Genomic DNA, 23,083 nt, shown 5'->3' on the forward strand with positions numbered 1-23,083 from the left:
TAGGCTGCGGCGATGGCACGTATCGACGATGACGCGGGCGAGGCCGGAGCCCGGGCCGGGGTGAACGACTACGACGCCTACGCCGAGGCGTACGCGGCGGAGAACGAGACCAGCCTCGTCAACGCTCCTACGAGCGGCCCGCGATGCTGGCCCTCGCCGGCGACGTGACCGGCCGGCGCATACTCGACGCCGGCTGCGGCGCGGGCCCGCTGACGGCCGCGCTCCGCGACCGCGGGGCGGTCGTCACCGGTGTCGACGCGAGCGCGGGAATGCTGGCGCTGGCCGCGCGGCGGCTCGGCGACGGCGCGGACCTGCACCGGGCCGACCTCCGCGAGCGCCTGCCGTTCGGTGACGGGACGTTCGACGACGTGGTCGCGTCGCTGGTCCTGCACTACCTGGAGGACTGGGGCCCTACGCTCGCGGAGATGCGGCGCGTGCTCAGGCCCGGCGGGCGGCTGATCGCGTCCGTGGACCACCCCTTCGTCGCGTACACGCACCGGGAGCCGCGGCCCGATTACTCCGCGACCACCAGCTACACCTTCGACTGGAGCTTCGGCGGGCGGACCGTCCCGATGACGTTCTGGCGCAGGCCGCTGCACGCGATGACCGACGCCTTCCCCGCGGCCGGCTTCCTCCTCGCGGTCCTCAGCGAGCCGCGGCCGGATCCGGCGGGACGTGAGCTGCTTCCCGACGCCTACGACGACCTCGCGACCAAGACCTGCTTCCTCTTCTTCACGGCCGAGGCGCCGCCGGCGGCTACCGGGTCCGTTCCCACCCGCTCCGCGTGAGCGCGTACTCGACCTCACCGTGCTCCGAGCCCTCGATCTGCTCCGGCCAGTCGCCCGTGAAGTGCCGTACGAGGGTCAGGCCCGACTTCTCCATCACGCGGCGGGAACCGGCGTTGACGGCCATGGTGTTGGCGGTGACCCGCTCGACGCCGAGGTCCGTGAACCCCTTGTCGATGAGCGCGCGCGAGCCCTCGGTGGCGTAGCCGCGCCCCCAGGCCGACCGGTTGAGCCGGTACCCCAGCTCGATCACGGCGGGACTGTCCGCCTCCACCGGCCGGAACTCGAACCAGCCCAGAAACCCGCCGCCCTTCTCCTCCGCGGCCCAGTACCCGCGGGTCCCCCACGGATAGTCGCGGAGCAGCCGCGGCAGCACCCGCGTCTCGACCGCCTCGCGGCTGGTGGGACGGCCGCCGTTGATGAACCGCATGACGGCGGGATCGCCGTCCAGAGCGACGAGAAGATCGACATCGCCGGCACCGAACGGCCGCAACACGAGCCGCGACGTCTCCAGAAACACACCCACCCCCCGATCCTCACCCGCCCCCCACCACCCCCGCCACCGGATTACCCCCGGGCCCAGGGCCACCGGCGGCGCTACACAGGGTGGCCGGGTGGTGAACGGTTAGCATCGCGGGCACCGCCGTCGAGGTCTGGAGTGCCGCCGTGTCCGTACCGCGCCTCGGGGTCGCCGTCCTGACCATGGGAACGCGCCCCGCCGAACTCGCCGCCCTGCTGGAGTCGGTGGCCGCGCAGAGCGTGCCGGCCGCGCGGGTGGTGGTCGTCGGCAACGGATGCCGGCTGCCGGATCTCGGCGGCGGCGTGACCGCCGTCGAGCTGAGCGACAACCTGGGCGTCTCGGGCGGGCGCAACGTCGCGATCAAGGAACTCCGCGCCTCCGGGGACGTGGACGTGGTCGTCGACCTTGACGACGACGGGCTCCTGGTCGACGAGGAGGTCTTCGCCCGGCTCCGCGACCACTACGCCGCCGACGAACGGCTGGGCGTCGTCAGCTTCCGTATCGCCGACGCCTCCGGCGCCACCCAGCGGCGGCACGTACCCCGGCTGCGGTCCGGCGACCCGATGCGCGGCGGAGAGGTGACCACCTTCCTCGGCGGCGGGCACGCCCTGTCGATGCGCATGCTGGACGAGGTCGGCACCTGGCCCGGCCACTTCTTCTTCACGCACGAGGAGACGGACCTCGCCTGGCGGGCGCTGGACGCCGGCTGGAAGGTCGTCTACGACCCCGAGCTGCTGCTCCAGCATCCGAAGACCTCCCCCGCCCGGCACGCGGTCTACTACCGCAGGACGGCCCGCAACCGCGTGTGGCTGGCGCGCCGGCACCTTCCGCTCCCGCTGGTCCCGGTCTATCTCGGCACCTGGCTGGCGCTGACCCTGGCGCGGGTGCGGTCGGCGGCGGGGCTGCGGGCGTGGTTCGGCGGGTTCACCGAAGGGATGCGGACCGACTGCGGCGGGCGGCGGCCCATGCGGTGGCGGACGGTGTGGCGCATGTCCAGGCTCGGCCGGCCGCCGGTCGTCTAGCCCTCCGGGGGCGGCGTGCGGCCCGGGGGTGAGGGCTCAGAGTGCCCCGGGCGTGGGTTCGTGGGGCGGGGTGCGAGGCTTGTCGCATGTACCTCTCACGCCGTGTCTCCTGGTTTCTGCTCGCCTTCGGCGGGTGGTCCTGGTTCATCTGGATCGCGTTCATCCGGAATCTGTGGAAGGACTCCAGCGGGCTGGCCTTCGAGGACGGCGACCCCACCGGCTACTTCTGGGTGCACCTCACGCTGGCCGTGACGTCCTTCGCGCTGGGGACGGCCATCGGGTGGCTGGGCCTGCGCGGCGTGCGGGCGGGGCGGCGGGCCGGGGAGGGGCCTGCGGGCGGCGGGCACGGCCGGGGGGACGGCGCGGCACGCGCGGGCGGCGCCGCAGGCGCGGGCGGCTCTGACGGTGCCGGGGGCGCCGGCGGGGACGTGCGCGGCGCTGCGGCGCGGGCCGGGAGGTAGGGCCGTGGTCTTCGTGCCGATTGCGATCGGGATGCTGCTCCTCGTCGCCGGGGCGCACTGGTACGTGTGGCGGCGGCTGGTCCGGGACACCATGCGGCGCGGCGGCTGGCCGCGGCGGCTGGCGACGCCGGTCGTGGTGCTGCTGCCGCTGATGGCGTTCGCGACGGTGGCCTCGGAGCGGGCCGGGGCGCCGATGCCGGTGCAGCAGGCGCTGGGATGGCCGGGGCTGATGTGGCTGGCGTTGCTGCTGTATCTGCTGCTGGCGCTGGCGGTGGGCGAGCTGGTAGGGCCGGTGCTGCTGCGGGTGCTGGAGCGGCGGGCGCAGCGGGCCGGCGGTGGTACGGGGGCCGCGGCGCCGGTCGACGAGGCGGAGCGCGAGGCGGCCGTCGCGGCCCTGGCGCAGCAGGTCGCGACGGCGGAGGCGGCGGACGAGGTGGCCGCGGAGGCCGCCGGCGGCGCGGGCGGCGGAGGCGGCGGTAGCGGCGGAGGCGGCGGTACGGGGACGAAGGCGCCGCTGCGGCTCGGGCCGGCCACCGTGGCCGGGGACGAGGGCGCGGCGGGTTCCCAGGGTTCCGCGGACGGCCGCGCCGACGGCGCCGACCCCGCCTCCGCACCGGTGGGCGGCGAGGTGTCGCGGCGGCTCTTCGTCGCCCGTACCGTCGCGATCGGCGCCACCGCCGTCGCCGCCGGGACCGTCGCGTACGGGGCGTACGGCGTGCTCGGCCGCGCGCCCAGGGTCAAGAACGTCACCGTCCCCCTCACCAAGCTGCCCGCGTCCGCCCACGGCTACCGCATCGCCGTCGTCAGCGACATCCACCTCGGTCCCGTCCTCGGCCGCGGTCACACCCAGCGGATCGTCGACACGATCAACGCCCAGCGCCCCGACCTCGTCGCCATCGTCGGCGACCTCGTCGACGGCTCCGTCGACCACCTGGGGACGGCCGCGGAGCCGCTGGGGCAGTTGGCAGCGCCGGACGGCACGTTCTTCGTCACCGGCAACCACGAGTACTTCGCCGGCGCCGACGGCGCCGGCGAGTGGCTCGACCACCTCCGCGAACTCGGCCTGCACCCGCTGGAGAACGCCCGTACCGAGCTGGCCGGCTTCGACCTCGCCGGCGTCAACGACGTCTCCGGCGAGGACGTCGGCAGGGCCCCGGACTTCGCGCGCGCCCTCGGCGACCGCGACACCTCCCGCGCCTCGGTGCTGCTCGCGCACCAGCCGGTGGTGATCCACGACGCGGTGGACCACGGCGTCGACCTGCAGTTGTCGGGGCACACGCACGGCGGGCAGATGTGGCCGGTGACGTACATCGCGGAGGCGGCGAACCCGACGCTGGCGGGGCTGGAGCGGTACGGGGACACGCAGTTGTACGTCACGCGCGGCGCGGGGGCGTGGGGGCCGCCGGTGCGGGTGGGGGCGCCGTCGGACATCACGATCGTGCGGCTGGCGTCGCCGGGGGCGTGAGGGGCGCCCGTATGCGTACGGCCCGCGCCCGCCCCTGCGCGGGACGGGGCCGCACCCCCTACGTCTCCGCCTCCAGCACCCGGCACAGCGCCTCCAGCGCCCCCGGGTACAGGTGGTCCGGCGGCGTCCCGTACCCCACCACCAGCGCCTCCCCCTGCGTCCCCGGCGCCTCCCCCGCCGGGGGCGGCGCGGTGAAGTCGCCGCCCTCCTCCCACGCCGCGTTGCCGTACTCGTACGCCCCCAGCCTGGCCACCGCCAGCCCCTCCCGCGCCGCCCGCGCCAGCACCCGCCGCTCGGTGCTCGGCGGGAGCCGTACGACGGCGTGCAGGCCCGCCGCGATCCCGGTGACTCTCACCCGGGGCGCCCGCCGGGCGAGTTCGGCGACGAGGCGGTCCCGGCGGCGGCGGTAGCGCTGGCGGGCGGCGCGTACGTGGCGGTCGTAGCCGCCGGAGTCGAGGAACTCGGCGAGCGTGAGCTGGTCCACCACCCCCGGCGGCGTACGGCTCAGCGACTGCACCTCGTGCACCCCGCGCAACAGCCGCTCCGGCAGCACCATCCAGCCCAGCCGCAGCGCGGGCGACAGGCTCTTGCTGGCCGTGCCCAGGTGCGCGACGTGCTCCGGGTCGAGGGACTGGAGCGCCCCCACCGGCTGCCGGTCGTAGCGGAACTCGCCGTCGTAGTCGTCGTCCAGCACCACCCCGCCCGTCGCCCGCGCCCAGTCGACGGCCGCCGCGCGCCGGTCGGGGGCGAGGGGGACGCCGGTGGGGAACTGGTGCGCCGGGGTGAGGAGGACGGCGCCGGCGCCGGTCGCGGGCAGGGCGGCGGTGGCGATGCCCTCCTCGTCGTACGGCAGCGGCACCGTCCGCAGCCCGGCGTCGGTGAGGAGGCGGCGGTGCAGCCCGAGCCCGTACGGCTCGACGGCGACCCGCCGGGCGCCCTCGGCCCGCAGCACCTCCGCCAGCAGCCGCAGCCCGCCGGTGAACCCGGCGCAGACCACGATCCGCTCCGGCTCCGCGTACACCCCGCGCGCCCGCGCCAGATACCCGGCGAGCGCCCGCCGCAACTCGACCCGCCCACCGGGGCCCTGGTGGCCGAAGGCCGCCGAGGGCGCCGCGGTGAGCGCCCGCCGCGCGGCGGCGGCCCAGGCGGCGCGGGGGAAGCGGGCGGCGTCGGGGGCGCCGGGGAGGAGGTTGTAGGCGGCCTGCCGGTCGAGGGGGTGGAGCGGCGGCTCGTGCGCACGGGCGTGCGCCCGGGTGGTGACCCGGCGCGCCTCGCTGCGGGCGGCGACGCGGGTGCCGGAGCCCTGCCGGGCGGTGAGCCACCCCTCGGCGACGAGTTCGGCGTACGCGCCGGCCACCGTGTTGCGCGCCACGCCGAGGTCGGCGGCGAGCGCCCGGGACGACGGCAGCCGGGTGCCGGGCGCGAGCCGCCCGGTGCGTACCGCGTCGCGCAGCGACCTGATGAGCGCGGCACCGGCGCCGCGGGTGCCGGCGCGTACGTCGACGTGCAGGTCGAGGGAGCGGTGGAAGTCGCGTAGCTCCGCTGAAGTGGCCCAGGAATCCGACATGGAAATGGACCATACATCTGGGATATGAAGATCTAGCGTGGGAGGCATGACACAGCGTCTCGACCTCTTCGCACTCGCCCCCGACGTCCACCGCGCCCTGGTCAGGGTCGAGCAAGCGGCCAAGAAGGGCCTCGATCCGGTCGTCTGCGAACTGGTGAAGCTCCGCGCCTCCCAGATCAACCACTGCGCGTACTGCATCGACATGCACACGAAGGACGCGCGCGCGGCCGGCGAGACGGAGCAGCGGCTGTACCTGCTGAACGCCTGGGAGGAGGTGCCCCACCTGTACACGGAGAAGGAGCGGGCGGCGCTGGCGCTGGCGGAGGCGGTGACGGTGCTGACGGACGGGTTCGTCCCGGACGAGGTGTACGAGCGGGCGGCGAAGCACTTCGGGGAGCAGGAACTGGCGCGGCTGATCGGGGTGCTGACGGTGATCAACGCGTGGAACCGGTGGTGCGTGACGAGCAGGGCGGAGGCGGGGGACTACCGGCCGGGGCAGTACGAGCAGGGGGCGTGAGGGGCGTGGCGGGGAGAGCCGAGGAGTTCCGGGCGCTGCACCACGGCAGGGAGGCGGGGGACCCGCTGGTGCTGCCGGGCCCGTGGGACGCGGCGAGCGCTCGTGTCTTCGCGGACGCGGGCTTCGCGGCGCTGGCCACGCCGAGCGCGGGCATCGCGCGGGCCCTGGGCTACGGAGACGGGGAGGCGACGCCCGTAGCGGAGATGTTCGCGGCGATCACGCGGATCACGCGCGCCGTGGACGTCCCGGTGACGGCGGACGTAGAGGCGGGCTACGGCCTGCCGCCGCGGGAGCTGGTCGAACGGCTGCTGGAGGCGGGGGCGGTGGGGTGCAACCTGGAGGACACGGTGCACCCGGGCAGGACCCTGAGGGACGCGGCGGAACAGGCGGAGTTCCTGGCGGAGGTGAAGGCGGAGGCGGGGGACGGGCTCTTCATCAACGCCCGGGTGGACACGTTCGTACGCGGAGTGGAGGACCCGGGGGCGGCGGTGGAACGGGGGAGGCTGTACGCGGCGGCGGGGGCGGACGGGGTGTATCCGATCGGGGCCCCGCCGAGGCACCTGGGCCTGCTGGCGCAGGAGACGGGCCTGCCGGTCAACGCCCTGGCGGCGGCGGAGGGCCGGGGCCCGGGTCCGGCGGAGCTGGGGAGGCTGGGGGCGAGCAGGATCACGTTCGGGGGCGGGTTGCTGGAGAGGACGCTGAGGGGGGTGGAGGAGCTGGCGAGGGAGTTGGGGAGGGGGTGAGGCCGGCGGGGGCGGGCCGGCCGGGCTCGCACCGCCCGCCCACGCCGGGAGACGGCCCTCCGGCTCACGCACCGCCCGTTGCCTCTGCCCCGCATTCCGTCCCCGCGCAGAACGACACCGCCATCTCGTCCACGACCTCCCGCTGTTGGGGCCAGGCCGTCTCCGGGCCCGAGGCCAGAAGCGCGTACATCTTTCCGTCCTCGGTCTCCCGGTCGTGCAGCAAGACGCGTCGCGGGCCCAGGTCCTCGTCGATGTACGAGTAGTCGTACTCCGCGGAGTGACCCAGGTCCGCCATTTCGTTGAGCCGGTAGCCTTCCGCGTTCTCCTTCGTGGCCTCGATGATCTGCACCGCCTCGTACGGACTGACCTGTTCGGTGACCTCGTAGACCTGGATGAACGCGCCCCCCGCGACCGGCTCTTCGTAGAACACCGACACCCCGTCGACGCGCCGCTCCCAGTCCTCCGGCACGGCCAGCGAGTAGCCGTTCTCGCTCGCGAGGACGTAACCGGGCGGCACCTCGGGCTCCGACGACGAAGGCGACGGCGCCGAGGGCTCGGACGACGGGGAAGGCTCCTCCTTCGGGGACTTGGGGTCCGCCGCGGCGCTGCGCCGCGGCTCTGCCGCCTGCTCGCCGTCGTCGTCTCCGCTGAGCAGCAGCCAGCCGCCGGCGATGAGCCCGCCGGCCACGATCACCACGAGACCCACCACCGCCGCGATGACCCCGCCGCGTCGCCGCGGGCGCTCGGGCTCGACGCCGAGTTCGTAGCCGGGGTACGGGGCGTAGGGGGCGGCGTAGGGGTCGTACGAGGCGTCCTGCCCGTAGCCGTACGGCTGCTCCTGCGCCTGCTCCTGCCCCTGCGCCGCCGGGTACCCCGGCGCGGGATGCGTCGGCACGTCCCGCGGCGGAGGGAGTACCCCCGGGGCCGGTTCCGGGCCCCAGCCCGGTGCGGTGGGGGGCGGCGGCTGGGCGGACTGCGTCGGCAACTCCGCGGGCGGGGGCGGGGCCTGCGCGCCGGGGCCGCCCGGCGCGCCCCAGTCGGGTGCGGTGGCCGGTGGCGGTGGGATGGGCCCGCGGGCTTCGGACACGTCGGGCGCGGTCGGCGGCGCCACGGTCGGCCGCGGCGGTACGCCGTCCTTGCCGTCCGCCGCCCAGTCCGGCCCCGCCGACGGCGCGTCCGCCGCCCGGTCCTCCCACCACGCCCGCTCCGCACCGGAGTTGGCCGACACTTCGTCCGCGTCGTCCGCCTCGTCCCCGTCTTCCGCGGCCTGGCCGGGGACCCTGTCCTCCGGCGCCCAGTCCTCCGGCTCCCTCTCCTCCGGCTCCCTCTCCTCCGGCTCCCTCTCCTCGGGGACCCCGTCCTCCGGGACCCGGTCCTCCGGTGGCGACAACGCTGACTCCTCGTCACCCGCACGCGCCTCAGAGCCCCCCGCCTCCGCCCCCGCCGGCGCCTCCGCCGGGCACGGCGGGATCGCCGGTGGTGGCGGGGCCTCCGGTTCCTGCCGCCGCTGCTGTGCGTCCTCGTCCCCGTACGGCCCGCCGCTGCTCATGTCAGTCTCCTGTCCCCCAGGTCTCCGAGAGCCCCGCACGGGCAACGCAGCACGCCCGCCCGGACTCGCCCCCGGCACCGCACCCTCCGCCGGCACACCGAACCGTACCGAGGACTCGGCCCCTCGCGCCCCCACTCGGCCTCCCCCGCACGAACCGGCACCCCCGCCCGGGCCGGGAAGCCCGGGCGGGGTGTCCTCACGCACTACGGGCGGTGGACCTGACGCCCCTTGTACTGCCCGCAGTTCGGGCACGCGGTGTGCAGCGGCTTGGGCTCGCCGCACGCCGCGTTCGGGCACGTCATCAGCGCGGGCACGGAGACCCGGCCGCGCCACTGCGCGCGGTGGTGGCGGACGCGGGCCCGCGACTTCTTCCTGAACATGGAGCTGGACACGCTGGTTTCCTTCCTCCGGTGGACGTTCGCTGCGGTGCGGCGAACGCGGGCGGGGGATCCCGCCCGACCAGGGGCCGGAGAACCAGGGCTGTGTCTGGATGCACGTACGGACGCGCACGCACGAAGGCGCGGAGCAAAGGCGGCTGAGGAAGCACGGGGAAACGTCCCGGAGACGAGAGGGTCGAGCAGGGCAAGCCGAAGCAGCCCCGCTACCCGCGGGGCCGGCGCAAGGGCGCTAGTGCGCGTCGGGTGTGTCGACCGGCTCGGAGACCATGCGCCCGACCGTAGAGACCACCAACGGCAGGCCGCAACCGAATATCCCCGCCACGCCCCCACCACGCACAAAGCCGCGGCGGGCCCTCCCGAAGAGGACCCGCCGCGGCAACGCAGCAAGCGGCAAGCCGCAGAACAGCAGCGCCTGGCTCAGACCAGACCGAGAGCCCGTACCGCCTCGCGCTCCTCCGCGAGCTCCTTCACCGAGGCGTCGATGCGGGCCCGCGAGAAGTCGTTGATCTCCAGCCCCTGCACGATCTCGTACGCACCGTCCGCGCACGTCACCGGGTACGACGAGATCAGCCCCTCGGGCACGCCGTAGGAGCCGTCCGACGGGATGCCCATCGAGACCCAGTCGCCCTGCGCCGTGCCGTTGACCCACGAGTACACGTGGTCCACCGCCGCGTTGGCCGCCGACGCCGCCGACGAGGCGCCGCGCGCCTCGATGATGGCCGCGCCGCGCTTGGCGACGGTCGGGATGAACTCGTCGGCCAGCCACTTCTCGTCGTTGACGACCTCGGCGGCGTTCTTCCCGGCGATCTCGGCGTGGAAGACGTCCGGGTACTGGGTCGCCGAGTGGTTGCCCCAGATCGTCAGCTTCTTGATGTCGCCGACCGCCGCGCCCGTCTTCTTGGCGAGCTGCGACAGCGCCCGGTTGTGGTCGAGGCGGGTCATCGCCGTGAAGCGCTCGGCGGGCACGTCCGGGGCGGCGGCGCGGGCGATGAGCGCGTTGGTGTTGGCGGGGTTGCCGACGACGAGGACCTTGATGTCGTCCGCGGCGTGGTCGTTGATGGCCTTGCCCTGCGGCTTGAAGATGCCGCCGTTGGCCTCCAGCAGGTCGCCGCGCTCCATGCCCTTCGTACGCGGGCGGGCGCCGACGAGCAGCGCGACGTTGGCGCCGGCGAAGGCGACGTTCGGGTCGTCGGTGATGTCGATGCCGCGCAGCAGCGGGAACGCGCAGTCGTCGAGCTCCATCGCCGTGCCCTCGGCGGCGCCGAGGGCCGGGGTGATCTCCAGCAGCCGCAGCTTGACCGGTACGTCCGGGCCGAGGAGCTGGCCGGAGGCGATACGGAAGAGCAGCGCGTAGCCGATCTGCCCGGCCGCGCCGGTGACGGTGACGGTGACGGGGCTGTCGGGAGTGCGGGTCATGGTGATCTCTCCGATGAGGGGGCGCGACGTACGGGCTGGGCGGGGCCCGGGCGGCCAAGGGCAGCCGTGCCCCCGGGGTCAATCTATCCGACTGGCACGGAGTGCCGGAGGGCGGCCGGTGTGGGCCCGGTCACGAGGGCCGCGGCGGCCACGGTCACCACCCCGGCCACCACCGCGGCCACGGCGCCTACGACGGCAGCGTGCCCTTCGTGCAGGCCGCGGTCCCGTCCGGCAGCTCCGCACACGCCCGTACGGTGTCCAGCTCCTCCGCCACGACCATCGCCGTGTAGCCCTCGCTCGTCCCGGCCGACGAGTCCTCGCGGACCGGCTCCTCGCCCGGTACCTCGGCCAGCGCGGTGACCGTCGAGCCGGGCTCCGCCGCGGTGATCCTTGCCCACGCCGCCTGGCAGGGTTCGCTGTAGCGGATCTCCAGGACCATGTCGCCGATGGTCGTCTCCGTGGTCGTACGGGCGAACTCGCCGCCGCAGCCCATCTCGTCGGCGTCCTTGCCCGTGCAGCCGTCGCCGCGGCACTCCACGCCCTCGGGCAACTCCGCGGACCCGGACGGCGAGCCGGAGCCGGACCCCGGGCCCGAGGTCTTCCCGGTCGGGCCGGAGCCGGGCGGCGGACCGCCGCGGGGCTTCTGCTGCTCCTCGACGCCGGGGTCGGAGATCAGGCCGTGGCCGACGTAGACGACGCCGGCGCCGCCGCCGGTGAGCAGCAGGGTGACGAGGCCGGCGAGGAGCACGCGGCGCAGGGGCCAGTTCTTCCGCGGGGGCGCCGCGGCGGGCGGGGCCGGGGCGGGGGCGGTGGATATCGGCCGGGTAGGCGCCGTCTCGCCGGCCGGCTCCGGTGCGGGCGGCGGGGTGGGGCGGGAGAGGGCGCGGAGTTTGGTGGTCTCGTCGGCGTCCCGGGCGGCGGGGTCGACGGCGCTGCTTCCGGCCTCGCCCCCGGCGTCGGTCCCGGCATCGGCACCGGAGTCGGTCCCGGCATCGGCACCGGTGTCGGCCCCCGCCTCCGCACCGCGTCCAACTCCCGCCGCCGCGGCGGTCCTCTCCCCGGCTCCTGTTCCCGCTCCCGCGTCACCCTCCCCGGCAGCCCTCGTCGCCCGCCTCTCCGGCGGCGGCGGAGGTCCGGGACGTACCGCCGAGCGCTCCGTCGCGTCCGGGTGTACGGGCCTCTCCGCACCCTGCGCCGCACCTCCGGCGCCCCCGAGGCGCGCCGTCTCCCCCGCGCCGGGTGTCTCCTCGCCGCGTCCCCTGCCCCGGCCCAGGACTCCGCGGAGTCCGCGCCCCTGGCGGCCGGGCTCCGGGTCCTGCGGGTCGTCAGGGCCGGGCTCCGCCGCCCGGAGGGCGCGCAGCGCCGACCGGTTCCGCAGCTCCGCCCGGCTCCAGGCGCGGTCCGCCGCGCTCCACTCGGTCATGAGCTGGTCGTCCCGCGCGCCCGTCACCTCCGCGAACGCGACGACCGACTCGCGCGACGGCATCAGCCGCCCGTTGAGGTAGCGCTCCCACGACGACCTGCTGTACCCGGTGCGGTCCGCGACCTCCGACACGGTCAGGCCGCTGCGGTCGACCAGCCGGCGCATGTGCGCGGCGAAGTCCCGTATCTGCGGGTCGAGCTCCTCGGGCAGCTCCTTCCAGCGAGCCATCGCTACTCCCTTGTTCCCCCTTGGTCCCCCTGCCGCGCTCCCGCTCCAGCATCGCATCTGCCAGCGCGGACGTGGAGATCCCGGGTACGAACCCGCCCCTCGCCGGCTCCCTGCGCCGACCCGGCCCCGGCCCTCTCGCAGACCCCCGCCGGTCCCCCTCGCCGACTCCCGGTGCCTCGCGCGGGCGACCGCCCGTCAGCGTACGGAGAAGTGGACCGCGTCTTCCAGGAAAGGCACCTCGAGCCACGGGTCCGGCATCGCGACCAGCGCCAGCAGCACGATCGCCAGGCCCAGCACCCCGAACGTCACGATGTCGGTGAACCGGGACCGCACCGCCAGCATGCCCACCTCCGGTACCGTCCCGCGCAGCACGCCGCCGACGAGCAGTGACCCGCCGAGGATCAGCGTGCCCTCGCGGAACGGGCCCGCGGCCACCGTGATCAGTCCGGCCGCCGCTATCGCGAGCACCAGGAGTATCGGCCACTGCCGCACGGGCGGCGGGGCCTTGCCGGACGCCGCCCGGCCGCCGCCCTCGGGGCGGACGGTGCCACGGGTGGGGAACGCCGTGCGGCGGGCCATCACGGCGCCGCCGGCGCGGCCGTGCCCATCCCGGACGTACCGGCGGCACCCGCCGTGCCGGAGATCCCGGACCCGCCACCCGCCCCGCTCACCCCAGCCGCGGCCTCCGCCGCCTCCACGACGTTGACCAGCAGCATCGCCCGCGTCATCGGCCCCACCCCGCCCGGGTTCGGCGACAGCCAGCCCGCGACGTCCGCGACGCCCGGGTGCACGTCCCCGACGATCTTGCCGTGCTCGTCGCGGCTCACGCCGACGTCGAGGACGGCCGCGCCCGGGCGGATGTCCGCCGGCTTGATCAGGTGCGGCGAGCCGGCCGCGGCCACGACGATGTCGGCCTGCCGGAGGTGCCCGGCCAGGTCGCGGGTGCCGGTATGGCACTGGGTGACCGTGGCGTTCTCGGACTTGCGGGTGAGCATCAGCGGCAACGACCGGCCGATGGTGACGCCGCGCCCGACGACCACGACGTGCGCCCCGTTCAGCTCGACGCCGAACTGGCGCAGCAGCCGGATGACGCCGTTCGGGGTACAGGGCAGCGGCGCGGGCTCGTTGAGCACGAGCCGGCCGAGGTTCGTGGGGTGCAGCCCGTCGGCGTCCTTGGCCGGGTCGATCAGCTCCAGCACCCGGTTCTCGTCGATGTCCCGCGGCAGCGGGAGCTGCACGATGTAGCCGGTGCAGTCCGGGTCCTCGTTCAGCTCGCGGACGACCGCCTCGATCTGCTCCTGCGTGGCCGTCGCGGGCAGCTCGCGCTGGATGGAGGCGATGCCGATTTCGGCGCAGTCGCGGTGCTTGCCCGCGACGTACTTCTGGCTGCCCGGGTCGTCGCCGACCAGGAGGGTGCCGAGACCGGGCGTGACACCCCGGCCCTTGAGCGCCTGCACGCGCGTGGCAAGCTCGGACTTGATCGCGGCCGCGGTGGCCCTGCCGTCGAGAATCTGGGCGGTCATGGCCCCATCCTCCCCGATGCTGCGGGTAACAGACCAATCAGCCGGGCTGGACAGCCGTCCTCGGGCCAGGTCAGTGTGTCAGTACGTCCATAACCGCGGAAGAAGGGCACCGTGAGCCTCCCCGACCAGAACAACCCCTACGGCGGGCCCCAGGGCCAGCAACAGCAGGCGCAGCAGCAGCCTGCCCAGCAGCAGCAACAGCCCTACGGCTACCCGCAGTACCCCGGCGCCGGCCAGCCGTACCCGGCATACCCGGGCGGCGCAGGACCGTACGGCGGTGGCGGCGACTACCCCACGAGCATCCCGGGCAAGGCGACCGCCGCCCGCATCATGATGTTCATCTCGGCCGGGCTGCAGTCCCTGCTCTCGCTCCTGCTGCTCATCGGCATCGCGGTGGCGAAGGACGATTTCGAGGACGGTTTCCAGGAAGGCTCGGGCGTCGAGGTACCGGCCGAGGCGGTGGCCGTGGTCGCCGGCATCTACCTGGTGCACGCGATCCTGGGCATCGTCCTCGCCTCGCTCTTCGGCAGGGGCGCGGGCGGCGTGCGCGTCGGCAGCATCGTATGGCTGAGCTTCCTCATCCTCTTCGGCGTGCTGGCGCTCCCGCTCGGCATCATCTGGATCGCGCTCGGCATCATCTCGATCGTGATGGTCGCGAACCGCGACTCAGGGCGCTGGTTCGCGCGTCCCAGGCCGTGACGTTCGTGAGGCATACGGACGGAGCCCCGCCGGCGAAGGCGGGGCTCCGTCCGTATGTGCCGTCCGGCCCGGCGGTCCTCAGTGGTAGAAGTGCCGTGCGCCCGTGAGGTACATGGTCACGCCCGCCTTCTGCGCGGCCTCGACCACCTGCTCGTCGCGGATCGAGCCGCCCGGCTGCACCACGGCCCGTACCCCCGCGTCGAGCAGCACCTCAAGCCCGTCGGGGAAGGGGAAGAAGGCGTCCGAGGCGGCGTACGCCCCGGCCGCGCGCTCCGCGCCCGCGCGCTGCACGGCGAGCTTCGCCGAGTCGACGCGGTTGACCTGGCCCATGCCGACGCCGACGGTGGCGCCGTCCTTCGCCAGCAGGATCGCGTTGGACTTCACCGCGCGGCACGCCCGCCAGGCGAACGCCAGGTCCGCGAGACCGGCCGCGTCGAGGCCCGCGCCCGCGGCGAGCCGCCAGCCGGCCGGTTCGTCGCCCGCGGCCTGGAAGACGTCCCGCTCCTGGACCAGCAGCCCGCCGTCGAGGGGCCGGAACTCGCGCCCCCGCTGCGGGGTCCCGGCGCTGCGCAGGATGCGGAGGTTCTTCTTCCGCGTCAGCGCCTCCAGCGCCCCGTCCTCGTACTCCGGCGCCACGATGACCTCGGTGAAGATCTCCGCGACCTGCTCGGCCATGGCTTTCGACACCGGCCGGTTGACGGCGATCACGCCGCCGTATGCGGACACGGGGTCGCAGGCGTGCGCCTTGCGGTGGGCCCCGGCGACGTCGTCGGCGACGGCGATGCCGCAGGGGTTGGCGTGCTTGATGATGGCGACGCAGGGGCGCTCGTGGTCGTACGCGGCGCGGCGGGCGGCCTCGGTGTCGACGTAGTTGTTGTACGACATCTCCTTGCCGTGCACCTGCTCGGCGCCGGGCAGGCCCGCGCCGGAGCCGTCGGTGTAGAGGGCGGCGGCCTGGTGGGGGTTCTCGCCGTAGCGCAGGGGGTTGAGCCGGGTGTAGGCGGCGCCGACGAAGTCCTGCGGTCCCTCGTCCGCGGGGGCGTAGTCCGCGGCGAACCAGTTGGCCACGGCCACGTCGTACGCCGCCGTGTGCTGGAACGCCTCCGCCGCGAGCCGCTTGCGCTGCGCCAGGTCGAAGCCGCCGTCCGCGACGGCCTTGAGCACCTCGTCGTAGCGCGCCGGGTTGACGACGACGGCGACCGACGGGTGGTTCTTCGCCGCGCCCCTGACCATCGACGGGCCGCCGATGTCGATCTGCTCGACGCACTCGTCGGGCGAGGCGCCGGAGGCGACGGTCTCGGCGAAGGGGTAGAGGTTGCTCACCAGCAGTTCGAACGGCTCGACGCCCAACTCCGCGAGCTGCCGCCGGTGGTCGTCGAGGCGCAGGTCGGCGAGGAGCCCGGCGTGCACCCGCGGGTGCAGGGTCTTGACCCGGCCGTCCAGGCACTCGGGGAAGCCGGTCAGCTCCTCGACCTTCGTCACCGGTGCTCCCGCTGCGGCGATGCGCGCGGCCGTCGAGCCGGTGGAGACGAGCGCGACCCCGGCCCCGTGCAGGCCGCGGGCCAGCTCCTCCAGACCGGTCTTGTCGTAGACGCTGATCAGCGCGCGGCGTACCGGCCGCCGGGAGTCAGCCCCGGCAGCCTCGTCCGACGCGGAACCTGCCTTGCCCGGGGACCCAGAATTACTCACCGAACCGAACCTTTCGATCCTCGACGCGGTACCCGTCCCGGGCCAGCCGGCCCACGACGTCGACGAGCAGCCGCCGTTCGACTGCCTTGATGCGCTCGTGCAGCACCTCGCCCCCGTCCCGGTGGTCCTCCTCGCGGACCTCGACCGCGCCCTGCGCGATGATCGGGCCGGTGTCGACGCCTTCGTCGACGAAGTGGACGGTGCACCCGGTGACCTTCACGCCGTGCGCGAGCGCGTCACGTACGGCGTGGGCACCGGGGAAGCTGGGGAGCAGCGCGGGGTGGGTGTTGACGAACCGGCCGCCGAAGCGGGCCAGGAACTCCTTCCCCACGATCTTCATGAACCCGGCCGAGACCACGAGGTCCGGCTCGTACGCGGCCGTGGCCTCGGCCAGCGCCCGGTCCCACTCGGCGCGGGTGGCGAAGTCCCGGACCCGGCAGACGAACGTCGGCAGCCCGGCGCGCTCCGCGCGCAGCAGCCCGGCGGCGCCGGCCTCGGCGGAACGGTCGGCGCCGACCGCGACGACCTCGGCGCCGTAGGCGTCCGCCCCCTGCTCGGCGACGGCGTCGAGCAGGGCCTGCAAGTTCGTACCGGAGCCGGAGACGAGCACGACGAGGCGGGCGGGCGCATGCGGAACCACGGGGGATCTCTCTTCGGCGGGCGATTGTGTGTCCGTACGGGCCGCGAGACCCTGGGGTGCCAGGGGTCCCGGGGAGGGGCGGCGGACGTCTGCCACCATACCGGGCGTCCCCTGGCGGGGCCGCGCCAGGCCGGGCGGGGTAGCGTCTCCGGTAGCAGTTACGCGCGCCCGCGCACGCGCCCCGGCCGCACGGGCAGACGACCTGAGGAGACGACGCCGTCCAGATGCAGCAGGACCGACGCCGCAGCGCGGCCCTCCGACGCCCCGTCCCCGCAGCGGCCGGGGGCCCTTCGCAGTCCCCCGGCCGGTTCGGCGCGCCCCGGGACGTGCTCGTGCCCGGACAAGGCGGCGTCGTGTACCGCGACTCCCGGCCGCCGTCGGAACCCGAGGCGCCGGCACCGCCGCCGGAGGGCGGCGGGCAGGGCGCGCAAGGCGGCCAGGGGGCGCCGGGCGGCCAGGGGCAGCAGCCGCAGGGCGGGCCGCAGTACGGGCCCGGGCCTTATGGTGCGCCGCCGCAGGGGCCGCCGCAGAACGGTCCCGGGCCGCAGGACGCGCCGCCGCAGGGGCAACCGCCGCAGGGCCCGCAGGGATCGCACGGCGGCGGCCAGGGCGCGCCGCAGCACGGCGGCCAGGGTGGTCAGGACGGCCAGGGCAACGGACACGGCAACGGACACGGCAACGGGCAGAACGGCGGGCAGGACCAGCCGCCGCCCCCGTGGGGCAGCCAGTGGAGCAGCCACCAGCCGCCCCCCGGGCACGGCGGTTGGGGCGGCGGCGACCACGGCCAGCAGGGACCCGGCGGCCCGCAGAACCAGGGCCCGCGCCCCGACGGCTCCGGCGACGGGCCGGGGCCTGGCCGCGACAACGGCCGGGGCAACGGCGACGGGCCGGGGAAGAACCTGCGCTGGGACCCGACCGACCCGGTGCAGCGCCGCTCGCGGTACGCGCTGCTCGCCGGCATGTGGGGCTTCTTCTTCGCCCTGTTCAACTGGTGGCCGCTGGCCCTGCTCCTCGGCTCGCTCGCCCTCTACTGGGGCATCGACGCGCTCCGCGGCAAGTCGCGGGCGCCGGGCAACGGGGCGGCCGCCAACGGCCGCGCCAACGGCGGTGGCACGGACGCCTACGGCCAGCCCGTGCAGCGCCAGGCCCGGGGCGGCCGCCCGCACACCACGGCGGCGATCACCGGCATCGTGGCGGCGGGCATCACGCTGTCCATCGTGCTCGTCGGGTTCTCGGTGCAGATCGCGTACCGCGACTACTTCAACTGCCGCAGCGACGCGCTCACCGAGGCGTCGAAGGAGCACTGCAGCGACGAACTGCCCAAGCCCCTGCGGACCTTCTTCGAGCGCGACTGAGCGCGAGTCGCGGAGCAGTCGGTCGCGTACGTGCCCGGGCGCCCCGCTGCGGCGGTGCCCGGGCACGGTGCGCAGGGCAGGGGCCCCTGCCCGTACGGCGCCGGATTTTCTCGTACGGCGTCAGTCGCCGCCCGGGTCCTCCTCCCACTCCTCCGCCAGCCGGGAACGGGGCTCCCACAGCGGCCAGCCCTGCCGCCCCCACCGCCACCGCCGGGCCCGCATCCGCCCGCCGGGCGCGGCCACCGACGTCGGCATGGGCAGCGGCGCCGCGCCGAACAGCCGGACGGCCCGTACCGTGAGCGCCAGCGGCACCCCGACCACCGCCGTCCACGCCACCGCGGCACCGCCGGCCTGCCACCACACCGGGCCGAAGGCCGCGAGCGTCTGGGTGCCGAGCGGCCCGCCGGCGAGCCACGCCAACGCGGCCGTGCCCGCGCCGCAGCAGAGCGCCGCCAGCGCCGTCACCCACACCGTGGGCCACCACCGCCAACTCGGCTCCCGCTGCCGCACCACCGGCGCCGCGGCCGTCCCCGCGACGCACCCGACGACGATCCCCGCCGCCACCGGAACCGCCGCGGCAGCCCAGGTCAGCGGCCCGCCGGGGCCCTCCCCCGGCACCGCGGCGAGCAGCGGGAAGACGGGCTGCACGGGGGAGTCGGCGGCGCCCAGCGGCGTCACCGTGCTCCCCGCCCCGACGGCGAATCCCGGCCCGAGCCCGTACGCCGCCGCCCACATCGCCGCGTTCGGCAGCAGCGCGAGCGCGAGGAGGAAGACGCCGAACCGGCCGGAGACCGTCGTGGACAGGGAGAGGAAGTGCTCCTGCGCGACGGCCGCGTGCGCCACCAGCGCGACCGCGCAGAGCAGGGCGCCGCCGCCGAGCAGCGCGACGACCCCCGCGACCCCGGCCCGCGCGGCGACCTCCGCGCGCGGCGCCGCGCCGGCCCGGCCGTCGGCCGCTCCCGGGTGCCGGCGGCGGGGCAGCAGCACGGCGGGCGTACCGGCCGCGGACCACACCCCGGCGGCCGTGGCCGCCGCCACCGTCAGCGGCACCACGGCGGCGACGCGGAGCGGCGCGGCGTGCAGCGGCCCGGCCAGCGCGTAGCCGGTGACCCCGGCGGCGACGGCGAGGTAACCGCAGGCCACCCACGCGCCCGTGGCCAGCGGCGCGAGCTGCGGCCTGCCGTCCTGCGGGGTGAGCGCGTCACGCGCACCGCGGTGCAGGAGGAAGACCGGCAGCGCCGTGAGCAGCAGCGGAGTGAGGCCGAGGGGAGCGGGCGTGCCGGTGCGCGTCTCGGTGCGTACGAGATCGGCGCCGTGGGCGAGCAGCCACAGGTCGGCGACGACGTGCAGGGCGCCGCCCGGGCCGCTGTCGGGATACGGGGATGTGATCCACAGCAGCAGCACGAGCACGGCGAGAAAGCCGAGGCCGAGGCCGGCGGCGAGGAACCCGCTCGCCAGCGCCGCGACGACGGCGGCACTGCGGGCGCCCCGGGTCTGGTGCCGGGGCGATAACGACGGGGCGAGATCGGTCACGTGGCTCACGGCCGCCATGGTGCCAAATTGACCCGTTTCGCCCTGGTAAAGAGCACTTGCCCGTCGTGTTGGCAACTATGGTGCTATGGACCCTGACATATCCCCGCCGCCCGGGCCGCAGGTCCCGCTCGGGCCCCGGGAGAGGCGCCGGCGGCGGCGCGGGCAGGGGCGGTCTCCCGATCTGGAGGACACCGAGGAGATCCCGTTCGTGGGCGTGGCCGGGGCGGGGGCGGACGCATGGACCGGCGGGACTGGAGCATACGGCCCGGGGCCGGGCGGCGGGACGCCCCGGAACCGGGCCGCGGCGGGCCGGGCGCACCGGGTCGGCGTCTACGGGAACAGGGCGTACCTGGCGGGCCGGCGGGCCGCCGCCGCGCGCAACTCCGCGGCCGCCGCCGACACCGCGGCCGCCGCCGCGGAGGCCGCGTACGACGCGCTCTACCAGCGCTGCGCCACCGACGTCACGCGGCACACGTTCCTGCTCACCGGCGACCACGCCCTGACCCGCGAGGCCGTCGAGCACGCCTTCCACCTGGCGTGGGAGCGGTGGCCGGAGGTGGCCTCCGACCGGGATCCGCCGGGGTGGGTGCGGGCGGCCGCGTTCGGGTACGTGCAGGAGCCCTGGGAGTGGCTGCGCGCCCGGTGGCGGCGCCGGGTGCGGCGCGGGGAGGAGGCGGGCGGGGACGAGCCGGGCCGGGAGGAGCCGGGCGCGGAGGAATCGGGCGGGGAGGAATCGGGCGGGGAGGAGGGCTGCGGCGAGGAGGCGGACCGGCGGGTCTTCGCGGCACTGCGGGCGCTGCCGCAGTCGTACCGCAGCGCCGTCGTCGTCCACGACGTCGTCGGGCTCGACCTGCCCGACGCCGCCGCCGAGCTGGAGGCCAGCACCCTCGCCGCCGCCGGGCGGGTCACGCACGCGCACGAGGCGCTGGCCGAGGCCGTACCGGAGCTGGGGGCGCTGCCGGAGAACAGGCGGGCGGAGGAGCTGCGGGCCCGGCTGCGGCGGTTCGCCGCGGCGCAGCCGATACGCACCCTGCCCCCGGGCGCGGCGCGGCGGCGCAGCGAGAGCCGTACGGACCGCCAGTTGCGCCGCTACGCCCTGCTGGCCGCCGTCATCTTCCTGCTCGCCGGCGTCGTCTCCATCATCGGTGAGGTCCAGGCCCGCAACAGAGCCACGCCACCGGCGCCGCCCGCGTGGCTGACCGGCCGGTCCGTCTGGCCGCCCGCCCCCGGCCACGGCGCCCCGCCCGCCGTGCCGCTCGCGCCGGGTCCAGCCGCCGCGCCCGCCGGCGAGCAGGACCACCCGTCCGTGGGACACGTCCGCGGCACGTCGGGTTGACGCGCGCCTGCCCCGGCACACGAGTGCGGGCCCGCCCCGGGTGGGACGGGCCCGCACTCGTTCCGTAAACGGGGGCCTCTGCCGAGACCTGCGCGGCGAGCCGCGTCAGCCTGCCAGCACCTCGCGGGCCAGCCGTGCCGTCTCCGACGGCGTCTTGCCGACCTTCACGCCCGCGGCCTCCAGGGCTTCCTTCTTCGCCTGGGCCGTGCCCGAGGAGCCGGAGACGATGGCGCCGGCGTGGCCCATGGTCTTGCCCTCGGGGGCGGTGAAGCCCGCGACGTAGCCGACGACGGGCTTGGTCACGTGGGCCTTGATGAAGTCCGCGGCCCGCTCCTCGGCGTCGCCGCCGATCTCGCCGATCATCACGATCAGGTCGGTGTCGGGGTCGGCCTCGAAGGCTTCGAGCGCGTCGATGTGGGTGGTGCCGATCACCGGGTCGCCGCCGATGCCGACGCAGGTGGAGAAGCCGATGTCACGCAGCTCGTACATCATCTGGTACGTCAGCGTGCCGGACTTCGACACCAGGCCGATCCGGCCGGGCTTGGTGATGTCCGCGGGGATGATGCCGGCGTTGGACTGGCCCGGGGTGATCAGACCGGGGCAGTTGGGGCCGATGATGCGCGTCTTGTTGCCCTTGGCGCCCGCGTACGCCCAGAAGGCGGCGGTGTCGTGGACCGCGATGCCCTCGGTGATGACCACCGCGAGCGGGATCTCGGCGTCGATGGCCTCGATCACGGCGGACTTGGTGAACTTCTCCGGCACGAAGATGACGGTGACGTCGGCGCCGGTCGTGTCGATGGCCTCCTTAACGGAGCCGAAGACCGGGATCTCGACTGTGCTCGATTCGCGCGTCTCCGACACGACGTCGAAGTCGACCTTCTGGCCCGCCTTGCGGGGGTTGACCCCGCCGACGACGTTGGCGCCGGAGGCCAGCATCCGCCGCGTGTGCTTCTGGCCCTCCGAGCCGGTCATGCCCTGGACGATGACCTTGGAGTCCTTGGTGAGGAAGATAGCCATGGTTTTCTTCTGCCCTCTGTCCTTACTTGGCGGCCAGCTCGGCGGCGCGGTCGGCGGCGCCGTCCATCGTGTCCACCTGCTCGACGAGCGGGTGGTTGGCGTCACTGAGGATCTTGCGACCCAGCTCGGCGTTGTTGCCGTCGAGCCGCACGACCAGCGGCTTGGTGACGTCCTCGCCCTTGGTCTTGAGCAGTTCGAGGGCCTGCACGATGCCGTTGGCGACCGCGTCGCACGCGGTGATGCCGCCGAAGACGTTGACGAAGACGGACCGGACGTCCGGGTCGCCGAGGATGATCTCCAGGCCGTTGGCCATCACGTCGGCGGAGGCGCCGCCGCCGATGTCGAGGAAGTTGGCGGGCTTCACGCCGCTGTGCTTCTCGCCCGCGTACGCGACGACGTCGAGGGTGGACATGACCAGACCCGCGCCGTTGCCGATGATGCCGACCTGGCCGTCCAGCTTCACGTAGTTGAGGCCCTTGGCCTTGGCGGCGGCCTCCAGCGGGTTGGCGGCGGCCTTGTCCTCGAAAGCGACGTGGTCGGGCTGGCGGAACTCGGCGTTCTCGTCCAGCGACACCTTGCCGTCCAGCGCCAGCACCCTGCCCTCGGCGGTTTTGACCAGGGGGTTGACCTCGACCAGGAGGGCGTCCTCCCTGACGAAGACGGTCCACAGCGTCTGCAGGACCTCGACGACCTGGTCGGCGATCTCGGCGGGGAAGCGCGCGGCGTCGACGATCTCGCGGGCCTTGGCCTCCGTCACGCCCTCGTTGGCGTCGACGGGGATCTTGGCCAGCGCCTCCGGCTTGGTGGCCGCGACCTCCTCGATGTCCATGCCGCCCTCGACGGAGGCCATGGCGAGGAAGGTGCGGTTCGCGCGGTCGAGGAGATACGACACGTAATACTCGTCGGCGATGTCCGCGGTCTGGGCGAGCATCACCTTGTGGACCGTGTGGCCCTTGATGTCCATGCCCAGAATCTGGCCGGCCTTCTCGACGGCGTCGTCGGGGTCGGACGCCAGCTTCACGCCGCCCGCCTTGCCCCGGCCGCCGGTCTTGACCTGGGCCTTGACGACGGCGCGACCGCCGAGCTCCGCGGTCACCTGGCGCGCCGCCTCGGGCGTGTCGATGACTTCGCCGGCCAGCACCGGTACACCATGCTTGGCGAAGAGATCCCTCGCCTGGTACTCGAACAGATCCACGC

Annotated in this window: 20 protein-coding genes and 2 pseudogenes; 9 read left to right on the forward strand and 13 right to left on the reverse strand. The window is 75.0% G+C overall.

Annotation, left to right across the window (positions count from 1 at the left end):
* Positions 1 to 12 precede the first annotated feature (12 nt).
* Positions 13 to 788: pseudogene (locus tag FB457_RS02495) on the forward strand (class I SAM-dependent methyltransferase).
* Here the strand turns inward: FB457_RS02495 and FB457_RS02500 are convergent.
* Positions 757 to 1,311 carry a GNAT family N-acetyltransferase gene (locus tag FB457_RS02500; protein WP_145780628.1) on the reverse strand — a complete coding sequence of 185 codons (555 nt, stop codon included), beginning with the start codon at positions 1,309 to 1,311 and terminating at the stop codon, positions 757 to 759. The pseudogene FB457_RS02495 and the gene FB457_RS02500 sit on opposite strands and share 32 nt — an antisense overlap.
* Positions 1,312 to 1,451: 140 nt before the next feature.
* On the opposite strand from FB457_RS02500, the gene FB457_RS02505 reads away from it, so the two are divergent.
* From FB457_RS02505 to FB457_RS02515, 3 genes and pseudogenes are all read left to right on the forward strand, one after another.
* Positions 1,452 to 2,327 carry a glycosyltransferase family 2 protein gene (locus FB457_RS02505; protein WP_145780630.1) on the forward strand — a complete coding sequence of 292 codons (876 nt, stop codon included), beginning with the start codon at positions 1,452 to 1,454 and terminating at the stop codon, positions 2,325 to 2,327.
* Positions 2,328 to 2,413: 86 nt separating this feature from the next.
* A pseudogene (locus FB457_RS35830) lies at positions 2,414 to 2,641 on the forward strand (SCO4848 family membrane protein); the annotation flags it as partial.
* A 151-nt stretch (positions 2,642 to 2,792) separates the two neighbouring features.
* On the forward strand, positions 2,793 to 4,253 hold the full coding sequence (locus FB457_RS02515; RefSeq protein WP_145780632.1) for a metallophosphoesterase: 1,461 nt from the start codon (positions 2,793 to 2,795) through the stop codon (positions 4,251 to 4,253).
* 58 nt (positions 4,254 to 4,311) lie between these two features.
* On the opposite strand, the gene pdxR is transcribed toward FB457_RS02515, so the two are convergent.
* Complete coding sequence (gene pdxR / locus FB457_RS02520; RefSeq protein WP_047017651.1) at positions 4,312 to 5,820, reverse strand: MocR-like pyridoxine biosynthesis transcription factor PdxR; 1,509 nt, start codon at positions 5,818 to 5,820, stop codon at positions 4,312 to 4,314.
* Between the two features lie 46 nt (positions 5,821 to 5,866).
* Here pdxR and FB457_RS02525 point away from each other — a divergent pair, with 46 nt between their 5' ends.
* Positions 5,867 to 6,337 carry a carboxymuconolactone decarboxylase family protein gene (locus FB457_RS02525; RefSeq protein ID WP_047017650.1) on the forward strand — a complete coding sequence of 157 codons (471 nt, stop codon included), beginning with the start codon at positions 5,867 to 5,869 and terminating at the stop codon, positions 6,335 to 6,337.
* Positions 6,338 to 6,342: 5 nt separating this feature from the next.
* Positions 6,343 to 7,080, forward strand: a complete 738-nt coding sequence (locus FB457_RS02530) for an isocitrate lyase/PEP mutase family protein (RefSeq protein WP_047020307.1) — start codon at positions 6,343 to 6,345, stop codon at positions 7,078 to 7,080.
* Positions 7,081 to 7,144: 64 nt separating this feature from the next.
* Here FB457_RS02530 and FB457_RS35835 read toward each other — a convergent pair whose 3' ends face one another.
* The 6 genes from FB457_RS35835 to FB457_RS02560 all read right to left on the reverse strand — a co-directional run bounded on the left by FB457_RS35835 (position 7,145) and on the right by FB457_RS02560 (position 13,617).
* Positions 7,145 to 8,629, reverse strand: coding sequence for a hypothetical protein (locus tag FB457_RS35835; RefSeq protein ID WP_145780634.1), 1,485 nt, complete (start codon positions 8,627 to 8,629; stop codon positions 7,145 to 7,147).
* Positions 8,630 to 8,832: 203 nt separating this feature from the next.
* On the reverse strand, positions 8,833 to 9,021 hold the full coding sequence (gene rpmF, locus FB457_RS02540) for a 50S ribosomal protein L32 (protein WP_486588907.1): 189 nt from the start codon (positions 9,019 to 9,021) through the stop codon (positions 8,833 to 8,835).
* Between the two features lie 423 nt (positions 9,022 to 9,444).
* Positions 9,445 to 10,443 carry a malate dehydrogenase gene (locus tag FB457_RS02545; RefSeq protein ID WP_047017648.1) on the reverse strand — a complete coding sequence of 333 codons (999 nt, stop codon included), beginning with the start codon at positions 10,441 to 10,443 and terminating at the stop codon, positions 9,445 to 9,447.
* A 187-nt stretch (positions 10,444 to 10,630) separates the two neighbouring features.
* Positions 10,631 to 12,094, reverse strand: coding sequence for a helix-turn-helix domain-containing protein (locus tag FB457_RS02550; RefSeq protein ID WP_145780636.1), 1,464 nt, complete (start codon positions 12,092 to 12,094; stop codon positions 10,631 to 10,633).
* A gap of 195 nt (positions 12,095 to 12,289) precedes the next feature.
* Entirely contained in the window at positions 12,290 to 12,673 is a 384-nt protein-coding gene (locus tag FB457_RS02555; protein ID WP_047017646.1) for a DUF3017 domain-containing protein, read from the reverse strand.
* Positions 12,673 to 13,617 (reverse strand): bifunctional methylenetetrahydrofolate dehydrogenase/methenyltetrahydrofolate cyclohydrolase, encoded by a 945-nt coding sequence (locus FB457_RS02560; RefSeq protein WP_047017645.1) that lies wholly within the window; start codon positions 13,615 to 13,617, stop codon positions 12,673 to 12,675. The genes FB457_RS02555 and FB457_RS02560 overlap by 1 nt, the downstream gene beginning before the upstream one ends.
* A gap of 111 nt (positions 13,618 to 13,728) precedes the next feature.
* On the opposite strand from FB457_RS02560, the gene FB457_RS02565 reads away from it, so the two are divergent.
* Positions 13,729 to 14,316: a hypothetical protein gene (locus FB457_RS02565; RefSeq protein WP_047017644.1), complete on the forward strand. Its 588-nt coding sequence runs from the start codon at positions 13,729 to 13,731 to the stop codon at positions 14,314 to 14,316.
* Positions 14,317 to 14,394: 78 nt separating this feature from the next.
* Here FB457_RS02565 and purH read toward each other — a convergent pair whose 3' ends face one another.
* Together purH and purN are read right to left on the reverse strand one after the other, a co-directional pair.
* Entirely contained in the window at positions 14,395 to 16,005 is a 1,611-nt protein-coding gene (gene purH / locus FB457_RS02570; RefSeq protein WP_145780638.1) for a bifunctional phosphoribosylaminoimidazolecarboxamide formyltransferase/IMP cyclohydrolase, read from the reverse strand.
* Complete coding sequence (purN, locus tag FB457_RS02575; protein WP_145780640.1) at positions 15,998 to 16,645, reverse strand: phosphoribosylglycinamide formyltransferase; 648 nt, start codon at positions 16,643 to 16,645, stop codon at positions 15,998 to 16,000. The genes purH and purN overlap by 8 nt, the downstream gene beginning before the upstream one ends.
* Before the next feature lie 353 nt (positions 16,646 to 16,998).
* On the opposite strand from purN, the gene FB457_RS02580 reads away from it, so the two are divergent.
* On the forward strand, positions 16,999 to 18,000 hold the full coding sequence (locus tag FB457_RS02580; protein ID WP_486588908.1) for a hypothetical protein: 1,002 nt from the start codon (positions 16,999 to 17,001) through the stop codon (positions 17,998 to 18,000).
* Positions 18,001 to 18,120: 120 nt separating this feature from the next.
* Here FB457_RS02580 and FB457_RS02585 read toward each other — a convergent pair whose 3' ends face one another.
* Positions 18,121 to 19,542, reverse strand: coding sequence for a cell division protein PerM (locus FB457_RS02585; RefSeq protein ID WP_145780644.1), 1,422 nt, complete (start codon positions 19,540 to 19,542; stop codon positions 18,121 to 18,123).
* 76 nt (positions 19,543 to 19,618) lie between these two features.
* Here FB457_RS02585 and FB457_RS02590 point away from each other — a divergent pair, with 76 nt between their 5' ends.
* Positions 19,619 to 20,869 carry a hypothetical protein gene (locus FB457_RS02590; protein ID WP_145780646.1) on the forward strand — a complete coding sequence of 417 codons (1,251 nt, stop codon included), beginning with the start codon at positions 19,619 to 19,621 and terminating at the stop codon, positions 20,867 to 20,869.
* A 105-nt stretch (positions 20,870 to 20,974) separates the two neighbouring features.
* On the opposite strand, the gene sucD is transcribed toward FB457_RS02590, so the two are convergent.
* Together sucD and sucC are read right to left on the reverse strand one after the other, a co-directional pair.
* Positions 20,975 to 21,886, reverse strand: coding sequence for a succinate--CoA ligase subunit alpha (sucD, locus tag FB457_RS02595; protein ID WP_047017641.1), 912 nt, complete (start codon positions 21,884 to 21,886; stop codon positions 20,975 to 20,977).
* A 22-nt stretch (positions 21,887 to 21,908) separates the two neighbouring features.
* A complete protein-coding gene (gene sucC / locus FB457_RS02600; protein WP_047017640.1) occupies positions 21,909 to 23,081 on the reverse strand; it encodes an ADP-forming succinate--CoA ligase subunit beta in 1,173 nt (390 codons plus the stop codon).
* Between the last annotated feature and the right edge of the window lie 2 nt (positions 23,082 to 23,083).

Source organism: Streptomyces sp. CNZ287 (genome assembly GCF_007827615.1).